20 protein-coding genes are annotated in these 13,429 nt (G+C 61.1%); 7 read left to right on the top strand and 13 right to left on the bottom strand.

The window, feature by feature from the left end:
* Nucleotides 1–114 precede the first annotated feature (114 nt).
* Nucleotides 115–519, bottom strand: a complete 405-nt coding sequence (locus BM234_RS11765; RefSeq protein WP_092065004.1) for an ATP-binding protein — start codon at nt 517–519, stop codon at nt 115–117.
* A gap of 35 nt (nt 520–554) precedes the next feature.
* Complete coding sequence (locus BM234_RS11760; RefSeq protein ID WP_092064998.1) at nt 555–893, bottom strand: STAS domain-containing protein; 339 nt, start codon at nt 891–893, stop codon at nt 555–557.
* Between the two features lie 131 nt (nt 894–1,024).
* Here BM234_RS11760 and BM234_RS11755 point away from each other — a divergent pair, with 131 nt between their 5' ends.
* Genes BM234_RS11755 through BM234_RS11745 form a run of 3 tightly spaced genes read left to right on the top strand, consistent with a single transcriptional unit; the run spans nt 1,025 to nt 2,790 of the window.
* Entirely contained in the window at nt 1,025–1,486 is a 462-nt protein-coding gene (locus BM234_RS11755; protein WP_092064995.1) for a GAF domain-containing protein, read from the top strand.
* Nucleotides 1,480–2,100 (top strand): LysE family translocator, encoded by a 621-nt coding sequence (locus BM234_RS11750; RefSeq protein ID WP_092064992.1) that lies wholly within the window; start codon nt 1,480–1,482, stop codon nt 2,098–2,100. The genes BM234_RS11755 and BM234_RS11750 overlap by 7 nt, the downstream gene beginning before the upstream one ends.
* Before the next feature lie 42 nt (nt 2,101–2,142).
* Nucleotides 2,143–2,790, top strand: coding sequence for a pseudouridine synthase (locus tag BM234_RS11745; protein ID WP_092064989.1), 648 nt, complete (start codon nt 2,143–2,145; stop codon nt 2,788–2,790).
* On the opposite strand, the gene rimK is transcribed toward BM234_RS11745, so the two are convergent.
* The 7 genes from rimK to rbfA form a co-directional block, all read right to left on the bottom strand.
* Entirely contained in the window at nt 2,791–4,206 is a 1,416-nt protein-coding gene (gene rimK, locus BM234_RS11740) for a 30S ribosomal protein S6--L-glutamate ligase (protein ID WP_245752606.1), read from the bottom strand.
* Between the two features lie 98 nt (nt 4,207–4,304).
* Nucleotides 4,305–4,838 (bottom strand): hypothetical protein, encoded by a 534-nt coding sequence (locus tag BM234_RS11735; protein WP_139226799.1) that lies wholly within the window; start codon nt 4,836–4,838, stop codon nt 4,305–4,307.
* A gap of 91 nt (nt 4,839–4,929) precedes the next feature.
* Nucleotides 4,930–5,217 (bottom strand): DUF5665 domain-containing protein, encoded by a 288-nt coding sequence (locus tag BM234_RS11730; protein ID WP_092064979.1) that lies wholly within the window; start codon nt 5,215–5,217, stop codon nt 4,930–4,932.
* On the bottom strand, nt 5,214–5,759 hold the full coding sequence (locus BM234_RS11725; RefSeq protein ID WP_092064976.1) for a DUF1643 domain-containing protein: 546 nt from the start codon (nt 5,757–5,759) through the stop codon (nt 5,214–5,216). The genes BM234_RS11730 and BM234_RS11725 overlap by 4 nt, the downstream gene beginning before the upstream one ends.
* Complete coding sequence (gene truB / locus BM234_RS11720; protein WP_092064973.1) at nt 5,759–6,664, bottom strand: tRNA pseudouridine(55) synthase TruB; 906 nt, start codon at nt 6,662–6,664, stop codon at nt 5,759–5,761. The genes BM234_RS11725 and truB overlap by 1 nt, the downstream gene beginning before the upstream one ends.
* 59 nt (nt 6,665–6,723) lie before the next feature.
* The gene (locus BM234_RS11715; protein ID WP_092064970.1) at nt 6,724–7,458 is read right to left on the bottom strand and encodes a phosphodiester glycosidase family protein; all 735 of its coding nucleotides are present in this window, start codon (nt 7,456–7,458) and stop codon (nt 6,724–6,726) included.
* Nucleotides 7,455–7,853 carry a 30S ribosome-binding factor RbfA gene (gene rbfA / locus BM234_RS11710; RefSeq protein ID WP_092064967.1) on the bottom strand — a complete coding sequence of 133 codons (399 nt, stop codon included), beginning with the start codon at nt 7,851–7,853 and terminating at the stop codon, nt 7,455–7,457. The genes BM234_RS11715 and rbfA overlap by 4 nt, the downstream gene beginning before the upstream one ends.
* Before the next feature lie 82 nt (nt 7,854–7,935).
* Here rbfA and dapB point away from each other — a divergent pair, with 82 nt between their 5' ends.
* Nucleotides 7,936–8,745, top strand: coding sequence for a 4-hydroxy-tetrahydrodipicolinate reductase (gene dapB / locus BM234_RS11705; RefSeq protein WP_092064964.1), 810 nt, complete (start codon nt 7,936–7,938; stop codon nt 8,743–8,745).
* On the opposite strand, the gene BM234_RS11700 is transcribed toward dapB, so the two are convergent.
* The 4 genes from BM234_RS11700 to hpt form a co-directional block, all read right to left on the bottom strand.
* A complete protein-coding gene (locus BM234_RS11700) occupies nt 8,742–9,620 on the bottom strand; it encodes a c-type cytochrome (RefSeq protein ID WP_092064961.1) in 879 nt (292 codons plus the stop codon). The genes dapB and BM234_RS11700 overlap by 4 nt on opposite strands.
* Complete coding sequence (locus tag BM234_RS11695) at nt 9,620–10,078, bottom strand: c-type cytochrome (RefSeq protein WP_092064958.1); 459 nt, start codon at nt 10,076–10,078, stop codon at nt 9,620–9,622. Before BM234_RS11695 ends, BM234_RS11700 begins: the two co-directional genes overlap by 1 nt.
* A 100-nt stretch (nt 10,079–10,178) precedes the next feature.
* A complete protein-coding gene (locus BM234_RS11690; RefSeq protein ID WP_092064955.1) occupies nt 10,179–10,361 on the bottom strand; it encodes a hypothetical protein in 183 nt (60 codons plus the stop codon).
* A 1-nt stretch (nt 10,362) separates the two neighbouring features.
* Complete coding sequence (hpt, locus tag BM234_RS11685) at nt 10,363–10,899, bottom strand: hypoxanthine phosphoribosyltransferase (RefSeq protein ID WP_092064952.1); 537 nt, start codon at nt 10,897–10,899, stop codon at nt 10,363–10,365.
* Nucleotides 10,900–10,967: 68 nt separating this feature from the next.
* Here hpt and BM234_RS11680 point away from each other — a divergent pair, with 68 nt between their 5' ends.
* From BM234_RS11680 to BM234_RS11670, 3 genes are all read left to right on the top strand, one after another.
* Nucleotides 10,968–11,423, top strand: coding sequence for a type II toxin-antitoxin system RatA family toxin (locus BM234_RS11680; RefSeq protein WP_092065264.1), 456 nt, complete (start codon nt 10,968–10,970; stop codon nt 11,421–11,423).
* 1 nt (nt 11,424) lies between these two features.
* On the top strand, nt 11,425–12,462 hold the full coding sequence (locus BM234_RS11675; RefSeq protein WP_092065261.1) for a succinylglutamate desuccinylase/aspartoacylase family protein: 1,038 nt from the start codon (nt 11,425–11,427) through the stop codon (nt 12,460–12,462).
* 118 nt (nt 12,463–12,580) lie between these two features.
* Nucleotides 12,581–13,237 carry a PRC-barrel domain-containing protein gene (locus tag BM234_RS11670; protein ID WP_175501258.1) on the top strand — a complete coding sequence of 219 codons (657 nt, stop codon included), beginning with the start codon at nt 12,581–12,583 and terminating at the stop codon, nt 13,235–13,237.
* Nucleotides 13,238–13,429 lie beyond the last annotated feature (192 nt).

Here is a 13,429-nt window from a genome sequence, read left to right as displayed (position 1 = left end):
TTGGGTGGGGGCAATTTATGTGCAACCCCGGGGGAGCCTCAAGCAGCTACTGTAGTGAAACTAGGGGATGAATGCGGCGGCTTTCAGGGCCGAATGGGGCAATTTCGCGGCTCTTCAGGTTTGATGGGGCAGAGAAAAGGACAGGATGTTGTACGCCCCACATCGACGATAGGTCAGATCGGTCACGAGCCCGAAAATGATCTGTAGTCCGAAGCCGCCTTCGGGGAGTTCCTCGACCGCTGCAAACTCGGCATCCGTGCTGTGCAGCCCGTCAGGAGGGGGCATGCCTGCATCCCGGAGCGCGCATTGCACGGCGTGCGACTGAAAATCCAATGTGAGGGTGATGCAATCCTCCGGCGCGCAGCCGGAATGCTCGACAATGTTGTTGAGCGCTTCTGCAAGGACGAGTTGCAGTGTCCCCGAGGTTTCCGTTCCAAGGCCGTGATCGGCAAAATCGCCCGTCAGCGACGAGAGGGCGCGGTGGACCTCGTGAGACGTGGCGGGGATGTCGTAACGCATGAAAGACAGCCCTCTAGGCGGATGGCCCCATCGGCTTATGCCGCGTGAGGGGCAAGCCCGATTTCCACGCTGTCGTGAATGATGAAGACCTTGTCCATCCGGGTGAGACGGAACACCTTCTCGACATTTGGCCGCAGCGCCGCGAGTTCAAGCCGGCGGCCCGCGCCGAGCATCTTCATCACGGCCACTATGGCGCCCAGACCGCTGGAATCTACGAAATCGACTTCACCAAGATCCAGCAGGACGCGCCCTTCGACCCCGTCGATCAGGTTGCGTACCTTGTCCTTGAACTGGATCGCGGAACTCGCGTCGATACGCGATTCTGCCACATGCACGACATGTGCATCGGGATGGGGTTCGATTCGGATATCCATCACGCTTGCCACTCTTCTTCCATCGGTTCAGCGCAGAGTAGAATGTAAATGCTTTCCCCGGTGTTAATCCGCATGGCTTGCGATTGGACGAAAAGAAGAGCATCTGGGCAAAGTGCGAGAAGGGGCATGATATGCGCGTGAACTACGATGACCTGCGGCAGGTGATTTCCTCTCTGACGGAGGGGGAGACGGACGAAGTAGCTCTCATGGCGACCATTGCGTGCGAGCTGCATCATAGTGATGCGCGCTTTGACTGGACCGGGTTTTATCGGGTCGTCGCTCCGGGTCTGCTAAAGATCGGACCCTATCAGGGCGGCCATGGCTGTCTGTCCATTTCCTTTGATCGGGGCGTGTGCGGCGCGGCGGCGCGCACAGGCGAGGTTCAGCTTGTCGATGATGTAGAGGCTTTCCCCGGTCATATCGCTTGTTCCAGTTCCACCCGCTCCGAAATTGTCCTGCCCGTGCGGAACGGTCGGGGAGAAATCATCGGTGTGCTTGATATAGACAGCAATCAGCCTGCTTCGTTCGATGAGACGGATGCGCGCGAATTGAGCCGAATTCTGCGCGGCGTGTTTGAGGCCCTTCCATGCTAACCACTTTGCTTGCCATGGATCCGGTTGTGATCGGTGTGTTCGCAATGGCGGCATTGCTGCTCAACGTGACACCCGGGCCCGACATGATGTTTATCACCGCGTCCGGCCTTGCGGGCGGTTTGCGCGGCGGCTGCGCGGCGGCGCTCGGTGTTGCGGCGGGTGTTTTCTGTCACATCCTTTTGGCTGCGGCAGGTCTTGCCGCACTTCTGACGCAAGTGCCTATGGCGCTCGACGTGATCCGCTTCGGAGGCGCTGCCTACCTTCTCTATATCGCGTGGCGAAGCTGGAACGCGTCGGAGCCGACGACCGTAAGAGGGCGCTCGGATGTCGTTCAGGCGTTCAGGCGCGGGTTGCTCACCAACCTCTTCAATCCCAAGGTGGCTCTTTTCATACTGGCGTTTCTGCCCCAGTTCACCAACCCCGAGGCTGGCCCCGTTGCCCACCAGATCCTGTGGCTGGGTAGCTTTCTCGTCCTGAGTGCGGCGGCGACAGGGTGCTTGCTGGGATATTTCGCGGGGCTCCTTGCGGCCCGCATACGGCGTGGGGCGCGTCTTCTCAATCGCATCGCGGCGGTTCTGTTCGGTGGGTTGGCGGCGCGGCTTGCCGTGGGCTAGGCGCATCTTGTCCTGTAGCGGGTTATAGGCCACATGGGGGTAATGAGCAGCGACTATTCCCCACCCGACGATCCGCTTGATGTAGTACATGCCGACCACGAAATTGTTGTCGTCGCCAAACCGGCGGGCTTGCTCTCCGTGCCGGGGAAAGGACCCGAGCTTGCCGACTGCCTTCTGTCGCGTATCCAGGTTGCCTTCCCGCAGGCGCTGCTGGTGCACAGGCTTGATCGGGACACGTCCGGGATCATCGTCTTTGGCCTGACCCCACATGCGCAACGCCATCTGGGTCTTCAGTTCGAAAAGCGACAGGTACGCAAAAGCTATGTGGCGCGGATCAGCGGCTGCCCGGCGGAACGGTCGGGTCAGATTGACCTCCCGCTCGGTGTCGACTGGCCGAACCGGCCCCGACAGCATGTGGATCACGAAAATGGACGGGCGGCGCTGACCGATTACAAGGTCGTCTCCGCAAGGGACGGAGAGGCCCGCGTGCGCCTGATGCCCCAGACAGGGCGCAGCCACCAACTCAGAGTCCATATGCTCGCCATTGGGCACCCAATCCTCGGGGATCCGCTCTATGCCGAGGGCGCGGCGCGCGATTATCCCCGGTTGATGCTACACTCCGAGGAATTGCGCCTGCGCCACCCCGATGGAGGGCGCGGCATGAAGTTCAGGAAAAAGGCGCCCTTCTAGTCAGTCACCCTGTCCGGTGGTGCGGACAGCGCGTTTGCGAACGGGGGCCGGGCGAACACGTGTTTCGATCGTATCGTAGAGCAGGGCCGCGATATTCTTGCGCGACGCGCCTTCGATCCCTTCGAGGCCGGGTGAGGAATTGACTTCGAGCACCTTTGGCCCCTCGGAACTGCGCAGCAGATCGACACCGGCAAGACCCAAACGAAAGGCCTTGGCGGCCCGAACGGCTGTTTCGCGCTCTGCCTTGGTGATCTTTACTGCGGTCGCGGACCCGCCGCGGTGCAGGTTGGATCGAAAATCGCCGTCGGCGCCGGTTCTCTTCATTGAGGCGACGACCCGCCCACCAACGACAAGACAGCGGATATCCTCGCCCGCGGCTTCCTTGACGAAATGTTGAACGAGGAAGTTCGCCTTCAACCCGCGGAATGCGTCGATCACCGATTCCGCGGCCTTTTTGGTTTCCGCCAGAACGACACCTTTGCCTTGGGTCGATTCGAGCAGTTTCACGATGATTGGCGCGGACCCGACCAACCCGATCAGGTTTGAGGTGTCCTTGGGCGAAGCCGCAAACGCCGTGGTCGGCATGCCGATACGCTGGCTGGCCAGAACTTGATGGGCATGAAGCTTGTCGCGGCTGGCCGTGATGCCTGCTGCACCGTTGACGCAAAAGGTCCCGATGGTTTCGAACTGACGCACGACTGCCGTGCCATAGGGCGTGATCGACGCGCCAATGCGCGGGATCACGGCATCATATCGGGGGAGGCGCTTGCCATCATAGTGCACCTCGGGCGCCAGTGCGTTGATCGCCATATAGCACCGTGTGGTGTCGATCACCTCAACGGTATGGCCACGCGCTTCGCCCTCTTCGACGAGACGCCGAGTGCTGTAGTTATTTTCACGGGAAAGCACGGCGATGCGCAGCGAGCGCTTGGGCGCCTGTTCGCGCATCTTGCGGGTCGTGTAGACGTCGAAACTCAACTCCGGCTGACAGAAGCGATCCGTCGCGACGATGGAGATATGATCTTTCAGCGCTTGCCGCCCGAGCAGCATCCGGCTGTTCATCCGGTCGCGGTTCGTCAAGGTGATCTCGATGGGCCACGCCTGACCGCCGACCTCAAGCCGCGCTTCGATTACGAAGCGGGATTCGCTTTCACCATTCGAAGACGTCACCTCGCGTCGATCAAGGATCGGTGCAGAGCATGGAATCACGAGATCGTCACGTCCGGGCACAGGGTGGAGCAGAAATCGAACCTTCGGCTCATTCGCGGGGCCGAACGTTTCGATCTCGTAGGCGTGCAATGCAGAGGTGCGCGCGCCGGTATCTACCTTTGCCCGAATGGCGGGCACACCAAGCCCGGGCAGGGCCACCCATTCTTCCCAACCGAATTTGAGGAGCTCCGGCGTCGTCTCGTCCATGGCATCCTCCATCGGTGTCCAGACACGGGCGGACAGCTACCAACCTACCGGCGTCGTCGCAAGTCCGCCACGTGTTAGATGCGGACCCATGAGAAGCTTTAGACGTTGGGTTCTGGGAAAAGCGCGATGGCCGAAGCGACTTCCTCTGGTTCCCCGAGCATGCGGGCGACGGGCTGTCCATCCACGGATACGAGGGTGACGCCGCTGTCTTGGGGGTCGGGCTCGACAATAAGCTCGGGCGCTTGGCCCGTGCCGGTCTCCTGATAATAGATCGACAAGATATCTTGTCGGGGATCGAATTCAGTGAACTCGGGGACTTCGCCGGGGTGCTCTTCAGGCATCTGTGGAAGCTCGGCGTCGTCTTCGGCGCTGGCGTAGCGGCCCGCATGGATTTCCGAAACGGACCCTCCACCATCCGCGCCTTGGTTGCCGGAAAACGTATCCTCCCGGGCAAGATCATGCTGGCTCTCTTCCAGAAGATCGGGGGCATGTTGGTTGTGCGGCTGGTCTTCGTTTTCCGCCGATTCTGAGAATTCGCCATTGGCGTCGTCGGTATCCATGCCCTCGTCGAGCAGGCCGGACATCGCCACCCCGGTGGTCACTAGGCCCAGTAAACCAAGAATAGCCAACATGAACACGCGCCTCACACCAAATCCCGAAGAACCTATGCGAAACAGCCCTTTGCAAATAGCCGGAAACGCGATGGTAGGTTAATGGATCGCGCTACTGGTCCAGATCCGGCAGCTCTCGCCGGATTTCCTCGACGACCTGCGCGGCCCACTCTCCGACCACCGGAACGAACTCGAACTGGCTCAAGATCAGGGTCAGGATCGATACGAGGATAGATGCGCCGAGCACGGACCCCAAGCCGAATGCCAGCCCCCTCAGAAATTGGAACCACATCAGGCGGTAGGCGGAATTGTGGATGCGGATGAACCTGTGATTGTTCATCCGGGCCAGTTCCCGGCGCAAGCCCTCAATGGATTCGGTATCGGGGAGGCGGTCGGTCATGCGCGGGCTCGCTCGTCGGCCGAGGTCCAGAGTGTCGGTTGTACGTGATACCCAATGTAGAGCGGGTGGCGCGGGTGGCCATCCTTCGTCAAGCCGAGGTGATGGAGCGGCCTCCCGGTTTCTCTCAGCAGGTTTGCAACGGCGGGACCGCGACCCAAGTGAACGCCGTGGGTACCCCAGGCCGCGATGATTTGGTCCGCCTCCATCGCCGCAGCGCGGATCGCGTCATCATTTCGTGGCCCTACAGGATCTTCTGCGCGGCGCATCGCCTGCGGATCGGTGTCGCGCCACGCAAAGATATTCGTCACGGTAAAGCTGCCGAACCCCAATGCGCGTGCGCGCCGCTCACATCGCTCCACTGTCGGATCGTTCTGTATCTCCGTCGCCGTGGAGGGATTGAGCATGACAAAAAGCGCCCGCCGTTCACGTTCGTCCCAAATGCGAGTGAGAGAATACCTATAGCGCTCGCAAGGGGAATAGATCGCGGTCGATTGCGCGTCACCCTTGAGGAAACCACGCTCGATCAGGGCCCCCGCGCCCATCAGTGAAGGAACACACGGCTGGGGTGCAATTCTCCCGCGCGATACGTCCCAACGGCTACGGCTTGCCCGTCGAGCGCGGCCCAGACCTCGTCGCCGTACTCCAAGTCCGTCGCAATCACCATCGCCGGATTGCCATTCCGAAGCCTCGCCGCCGATTCCGGAGTGATCCGCGCTTGGGGTAGGTCGGCAAGGCCGATTTCCAGCGGCAGGATATGCGCATCCAATGCGGGATCGCGGGCAAGCCGCTCAATCTCTGCCAGCGTCACCGCCTCTTTGGAATGAAATGGCCCCGACCAGACACGGCGAAGACGCGACACGTGGCCAAGGCAGCCGAGCGTCTCCCCCAGATCGCGCGCGATGGACCGCACATAGCCGCCTTTGCCGCAGACAAGTTCCAGCGTCACGTGATCTTGGTCGGGGCGGTCCAGCATGAGCAGACTTTCGACCCAAAGTGGCCGCGCCTCAATCTCGACCTCTTCCCCGTCGCGGGCAAGCTTGTAGGCCCTTTCCCCGTCGATCTTCACAGCCGAAAACTTCGGTGGGACCTGTTGGATTTCTCCGACGAAGCCGTGCAGCGCCTCCTTAATATCCGCGTCAGTGGGGCGCGCGTCGGATGAGGCGATCACCTCGCCTTCGGTATCGTCGGTATTCGTCGCCTGACCCAACCGAACGGTGAATTCGTAAGCTTTCAGAGCATCGGTGACGTAAGGCACCGTTTTCGTCGCCTCGCCAAGTGCAACGGCCAGCACACCGGTTGCCTCCGGATCGAGCGTTCCCGCATGACCAGCCTTTTTGGCATCGAGCGCCCAGCGAACCTTGTTGACCACAGCGGCCGAGGAAAGCCCGGCAGGCTTGTCCACGATCATCCATCCGGAAATATCGCGCCCCTTGCGTTTGCGTGCCATGGAAGTCCTCAAATCTCTGCGGGATAAGGGCGGTTGCCTAGCGCCTGTCCTGCGGGCTGTCAATTCGCGGGGATCACCGCCCCCACCATCGGTCCAAGCGGGAGCCCACGGTCATGTCGGTTCAGGGACGGCGCGTAAAGCCGTGACACAGAGCCGTCGAAATAGAGTGCGGTCTTTAACCCCAGCACATCGCGAAAGAACTCCGCGAACTCGTGAAAGGTCACGGGGCTGTTGGAAATAGCGAAATGCGCGGTTTGTCCATCGGCGCTGGTGCCGACCCCGTTGCGGACGTATCGTGAGGTGCTGTCAGGCAGAAATCGTGGATGCAAATCGCCTTCGACCAAGAGCATCGGACCCGATTGGGTCGCAAATCGGCACCGCGTCTCGGACGCCATAAACGCGCGCGTCTCAAGCACGTCGGCGCGATCCTCGCCAATGCACAGAAGACCATTGGGCAACATGCCGAAATTGCCCGGCCCAGCGTTCGGAATGACGCGCATGGCCTCCGCGCCATCCTCGACATAAAGGCCCACAGGCGAGCGATCAGCGTGGAACATGCCGGCGTTCATCGCAAAGGCGAGCGTGTCGCCCGTGGCTTCGACACGTTGAGCCACGCGGGAGAAACTCCCAAGGATCTTACCCTCGGAATCGCGGAGAAAGGTGCGCAGGTCGGCTTGCGCCAAATCTACCGAGCAGACCGCGAACCCCTGACCGAGATGCGTTTCGTCACGGCAATCAACCTGCGCTGCGACAGGCATGGCCCAGAGCAATGCAAACAGGACCCAGCGGATCATTCGCCGTCGACGTCGCGCCGCACGGCTTCTTGCGAGAAAAGCCGGCGCGTCTCATCGAGACGGTCGAAGGTCTCGTCGATGCGGAACCGCAAATCGGGCGAATATTTCAACGCGACCTTCTTACCGATCAGACGGCGCAACTCACTCCGGTTGCGGGCAAGCAGCTTCAGCACGTCATCCTGTCCCTCGCCGCCGAGCGGCAGGACATACGCTGTCGCGATCTTGAGATCCGGGGAGACGGTGACTTCGCCAACCGTGACCGACAGGCTATTTAACTCCGGATCGTGGACATCGCCCCGCTGGAGCACTTCGGAAAGGGTCCGACGGACAAGTTCGCCAACACGAAGTTGACGCTGACTGGGTCCCGATCCGGTATGGAAGGTGTTTTTGGCCATGGCCGAGACTTAGGCTTTCGCGCAGGCTTTGCCAAGTATCGCCATAGCCGCTAGAGGGAAGCTGCTGAAAAGGAGATATGGCATGACCGACCTGCCGGGAATCGTGATAACTGGCGCCTCCGGGCGGATGGGACAGATGTTGATCCGCACGGTGCTGGAAAGCGATCGAGCGCGGCTGGTTGGAGCACTGGAACGTTTGGGCCACGAATGGGTCGGGCGCGATATCGGTGAGGCCATGGGCGGTGCCCGGGTGGGGGCGATGGTCAGTGATGATCCGTTGGAGCTTTTTGCCCGCGCGCAGGCCGTCATCGATTTTACCGCCCCCGAGGCGACAGTTGAGTACGCAGCCCTCGCGGCGCAGGCGCGGGCCGTGCATGTCATCGGAACGACCGGGTTCTCTGAGTCGCATTTGACGAAGATCGCGGCGGCGGCTCATCACTCGACCGTGGTCCGCGCAGGTAATATGAGCCTTGGTGTGAACCTTTTGATGCAATTGACCAAAAAGGTCGCGGCGGCGCTGGACGAAGACTACGATATCGAAGTCATCGAAGCGCATCACAATCGCAAGGTCGACGCGCCCTCGGGCACCGCCGTGATGCTTGGCGAAGCGGCCGCCGAGGGGCGGGGCGTCCGGCTCGACGATGTGTCTGATCGGGCCCGCGACGGGATCACCGGCGCGCGCAAGCGGGGGGATATCGGCTTTTCTGTCATTCGAGGGGGCGACATTGTCGGTGAGCATGACGTCCTGTTCGCGGGAGCGGGCGAACGGATCGTGCTTCGTCATGTGGCGTCCGACAGGTCGGTCTTCGCACGTGGAGCGTTGCGCGCAGCGCTTTGGGGGCAGGACAAGGGACCGGGGCAATACGACATGGTCGACGTGCTGGGCCTCTAGTTCAGTGCCTTGAGATATGCGGCGACGGCGTTTCGATCAGATGCGGGAAGCCGCGCGAAATTGGCGACCACATGCGCCATATGGCCCCCTGCGCTGTCGAAATCCGGGGTAAACCCCGTTTCTAGGTAATAGGCGATATCGCTCTGGCTCCAGTCAAGTTGGGCCGGAGTGATTCCCGGGATCCGCCCCTCGCCCGAAGGGTTTGGCGCGCCCTCAAGCCATGCGGATCGGTCGAGCCCGCCAAGGGCATCTCGGGGAGTGTGGCATTCGCCGCAATGGGCCAACGCTTCTACCAGATAGCGTCCGCGCGCGATCTCCTCTCCGCCCGCATCGGTCATCACCCAATCTTTCCGAAGGTTGAGCAGCTTCCATGCGCCGATGCTGGCGCGGATGCTGAAGGGGAAGGGAACTTCGTGCGGTTGGCTCTCCGTGTCAGATGGCGGCAGCGTTTCGAAGAAGGCTTTCAGATCGGCTACATCCTGCAGTCGCATGTGGGTATAGGACGCATAGGGAAACGCCGGATAATAGTGCTGCCCTGAGGGAGAGACGCCTCGGGTCACCGCGCTGGCAAAGTCCTCAAGGGTCCATCCGCCGATTCCTGCCGGACTGGGAGAGATATTCGGCGCGACGAAAGTGCCGAAGGGCGTTTCGAAACGCTGCCCCCCTGAGAGTACCAGTTGTGCTTCTCCCTTGGCGTCAGGGGCCATGTGGCAGGATGCGCATCCCGCGGCCCAGAAAACCTCCTCGCCATGCGAGGCATCGCCGGTGACATCCGCCACTGCCTCCGGGGGGACGGGAACCGGCCGGGTAATCCACCAACCGATGCCGCCCGCAAGCACCGCTAGGCCGAGGCCAGCGCCAATGACCCGGCGCATCAGTTTTCGGGCGCGCGGTGCTTCTCGTGGCAGGCCTTGCAGGCGCCGCCCAACTGTCCCAATGCGGGGCCGATCGCGCCCTGGCCTTCGGCGGCAGCGACGACCATTGCATCAGCGGCGGTGCCCAGAGCGGACCACTTGCTTTCGAAATCGGCGAAATCATCCCATATCGACGGCTGACCGCGGGTCCCGTCGATTGACATGTTGTCCGACCCTTCGGGCCAGAGCGGGGCTTGGTTGATCATGGTGACCGCTTTGATTGACTGTGCCGCCGCGCCCGCCGTTGCTTCATCGTATGCGGTTTCGCCCTTCGCGATACTGCCGAGAATTCCCAAGTTTATGGCCAGGATCCGAAATTGCCCCTGCCGCGCCTTGAGATGTCCCGCGTAATCCTGCGCTGTAGCCGCGCCACCGAGAACAAGCGATGCCGCAAGGGCGGCGGAAAAAAATGTCTTCATGGTCAACTCCCTGTCGATCCTGAACTATTGTGACTATGCAAAAACAACTGCCCTTGGGGAAACACCATTTCCCGGCGGGCACTTCACCTTTTCGTGCGCGTCACCGCGGCAGACCGGAACGGCCCCGCGGTTCAAGCGTGGCCCAATCTGGCCAGCCGAGGTAATTCTCGACCAGCGCGATGCCGATGCCAACCGCCGCGATGGCGAGTACCAGCATGACCCGCCGCCGCGAGGGAGGGCGGCGCGCCCATTTCGACATGCGCAAGAGCCAGAACGGGTTCATCTCACGTGAACCTGACCTTGCCGATATGGGGCAGGTTACGGTCGCGCTGTGCATAGTCGATCCCGTACCCGACCACGAATTCGTCGGGTATTTCAAAGCCGATCCAGTCGGCACGCACATCCGTTTCGCGCCGCGACGGCTTGTCGAGCAGCGCGATCGTTCGGAGTTTGGCCGGAGCCCTCGAACTCAGCAGGGCGATGACGTGATGCAGTGTGAAACCAGTGTCGACGATATCTTCGACCACCAGAACATCGCGCCCCTCAATGGCACCGCGCAGATCCTTCAGGATGCGCACCTCCCTGCTGGATTCCGTGCCGTCCCCGTAGGAGGAGGCCTCCAGGAAATCCACCTCAACAGGCAGATCAAGCTCGCGAACGAGGTCCGCGATAAAGACGAAACTGCCCCGCAACAACCCGACGACGACCAACTTGGTGGTTCCAGAGAACTCCGCCTCGATCTCACGCGCAAGTTCTTCGATCCGGGCGGCTATCTGCTTGGCAGAGATCATCCGGTCGATGACATAGGTACCCTGAGACATTGCACGCCCTTGATTTTCCCGTTCTGCTGGTCGAAACCCGCAGTTACGCCTACGACGCCCGGAGCCCCATGCCAACCCATTCCGAAACCCGCTCGCTGCCTTATTCCGCCCAACAGATGTATGATCTGGTGGCTGATGTCGGCTCTTATCCTGAATTTTTGCCTTGGTGCGCAGCGGCCCGGATTCGTGAAACACGCCCCGGCGAGGACGGCTCGGAGATTCTGGAGGCGGATCTTGTGATCTCCTTCAAAGTCTTTCGCGAGCGGTTCGGAAGCCGCGTGACGCTTTGGCCAGAGCCAAAGAAGATCGACACCGAATATATCGACGGGCCGTTCAAATACATGGTGTCGAACTGGGCCTTCGTGGATGTGGAGGGCGGTTGCGAAGTGACGTTCTTCGTGGACTTCGAGTTTCGCAATGCCATGCTGCGCGGGATCATCGGAATGGTGTTCAACGAAGCGATGCAACGGATCGTACGGGCGTTCGAACGTCGGGCGCATGATCTCTATGGGGCAGCAGGCTGATATGCGCGACGGGTTTCAAATCGGCAACAGGATCATCGCCCCCGGGCACCGCGAAACCGTCGATCTGCCTGTCAGCGTCATGTCGGATCACACCCCGGTCAACCTTTCGGCGCATGTGATACACGGCCGCAAACCCGGCCCAGTGATGTTCGTTTCCGCGGGGATTCACGGGGATGAGGTGATCGGTGCGGAGATCGTCCGCCGACTCCTGCGCGCTGGCACGGTTCAACGGCTGTCGGGCACGCTGATTGCGGTGCCGATCGTCAACGCATTCGGCTTTCTCAATCACTCCCGATACCTGCCGGATCGGCGTGATCTCAATCGGTGTTTTCCCGGCCATTCCGAAGGCTCGCTTGCGGGAAGGCTCGCACACCTCTTTCTGACAGAGGTCGTCGCGCGATCTGACATCGGGATTGATCTGCATTCTGCAGCGGTGGGCCGGATGAACCTGCCGCAAATTCGCCTCACGCCTGGCAATGCGCGGTTGAGGGAAATGGGCGAGGTATTCGGTGCGCCGGTCGCTCTCATGTCGAAACTTCGCGAAGGCTCTCTCCGCCATGCCGCGGAGGAAATTGGCGTCGACGTGCTTCTCTATGAGGCGGGAGAGGGATTGCGTTTTGATGAGGTCGCGGCGCGGGCAGGGGTTTCTGGTATTCTGCGGGTCATGCATGCGCTTGAAATGATCCCTGCGAAGGGAGTCCCAAAAGGCCGTGGTCAGCCCGTCATCTGCGGGCGTTCATCCTGGGCCCGCGCGCCCTCGGGAGGCCTGTTGCGCACGCTCAAGACCTCGGGTGACTACGTGGAGGCCGGTTCCGTGCTCGGGATCATCTCCGATCCCTTCGGAGAGGCGGAGGCTGAAGTGCGGGCCGAAGACGCGGGCATCATCGTCGGGCGGAGCAATCTGCCCGTGGTCAACGAAGGCGATGCGCTGTTCCACATCGCGCAACTTCGCGCTCAATCGCATGCCCGTGCGGCGGCGCAGGGTCTTGCCGATCATCAGGACGCAGCGCCTTTGTTTGACGAGGATGAGATCATCTGAGGCAAAAATCCGCCGAACCCGGCGATGCCTGAGTGGAACAGTTCGGCGGGGGTCTGACGTTGGGATGGCGAGACGCGGCAATGATGCCGCCACGCCAAAACAACAGAAAGGACTTGCCATGACCCGCATGACGCAACTCATTTCGACGACTGCTCTGACCCTCGCTCTCGGCACCGGCGCCGCTGTCGCACAAGAGTCTGAGGTAGATACGGACACATCTACGACGATTGAACAGAATATCTCTGCCGCCGATTCAGCCTACTCCGATTCCGAAGCAAACGTTGAGTCGGATGCGGACATTGCCGCAGAGAGCGATTCCGAGACTACTCAGGAAGACCCGGTCCTGAGCGACGCGCGCAGCGACACCGGCAGCCCGGACCGTGATCCCCTCGCGGACGGCTATCAGGCCACAGTGAACGTCGAGACACCCGATAACTCTGAACTGGCGGCCGATGATCTTTCGAAAAGCCCGTTCTACAACTTCACAACCGCCGAACTTGTCGGGCGCGAAGTTTTTGATACCGAGGGCGATGATATCGGGGAAATCGACGCCGTCGGCCTTGAGAACGGCACCGTCGTAGCCGTGATTTCAGAAGGGGGTTTCCTTGGAATTGGCGAGCACAAGGTCGCGCTTCCGCTGTCGAACTTTGAGGCCAACGGTGAACAGATTGTGCTCACTGGTTTGACCGAAGACCAAGTCGAGGAAATGCCAGAATATGATCCCGCGCGCTTTGAGTTGGTCGAAGACCGCAAGATCAGCGAAATCAACCGGTAAGAGCGCCCTAGCGCGCTGAGCGCTTCGGTACAAAGTAAAAGTCGGCCCCGGCATCCCCACCGGGGCCTTCTTCGTGCGGGTATCTTACCGTGAGTGATGGCCGCACAAACACAAAGCCCGCGCATTGACTGCACGGGCGTGGGGTGTCTCTACAGTATTCCGAAGCACTGTCGGGTCGGGAATACCCCACCT

Origin of the sequence: Poseidonocella pacifica (assembly GCF_900111875.1) — a bacterium.
In the GTDB taxonomy this organism is placed as follows: Bacteria; Pseudomonadota; Alphaproteobacteria; order Rhodobacterales; family Rhodobacteraceae; genus Poseidonocella; species Poseidonocella pacifica.
This window is presented reverse-complemented; position numbering and strand designations above follow the sequence as displayed.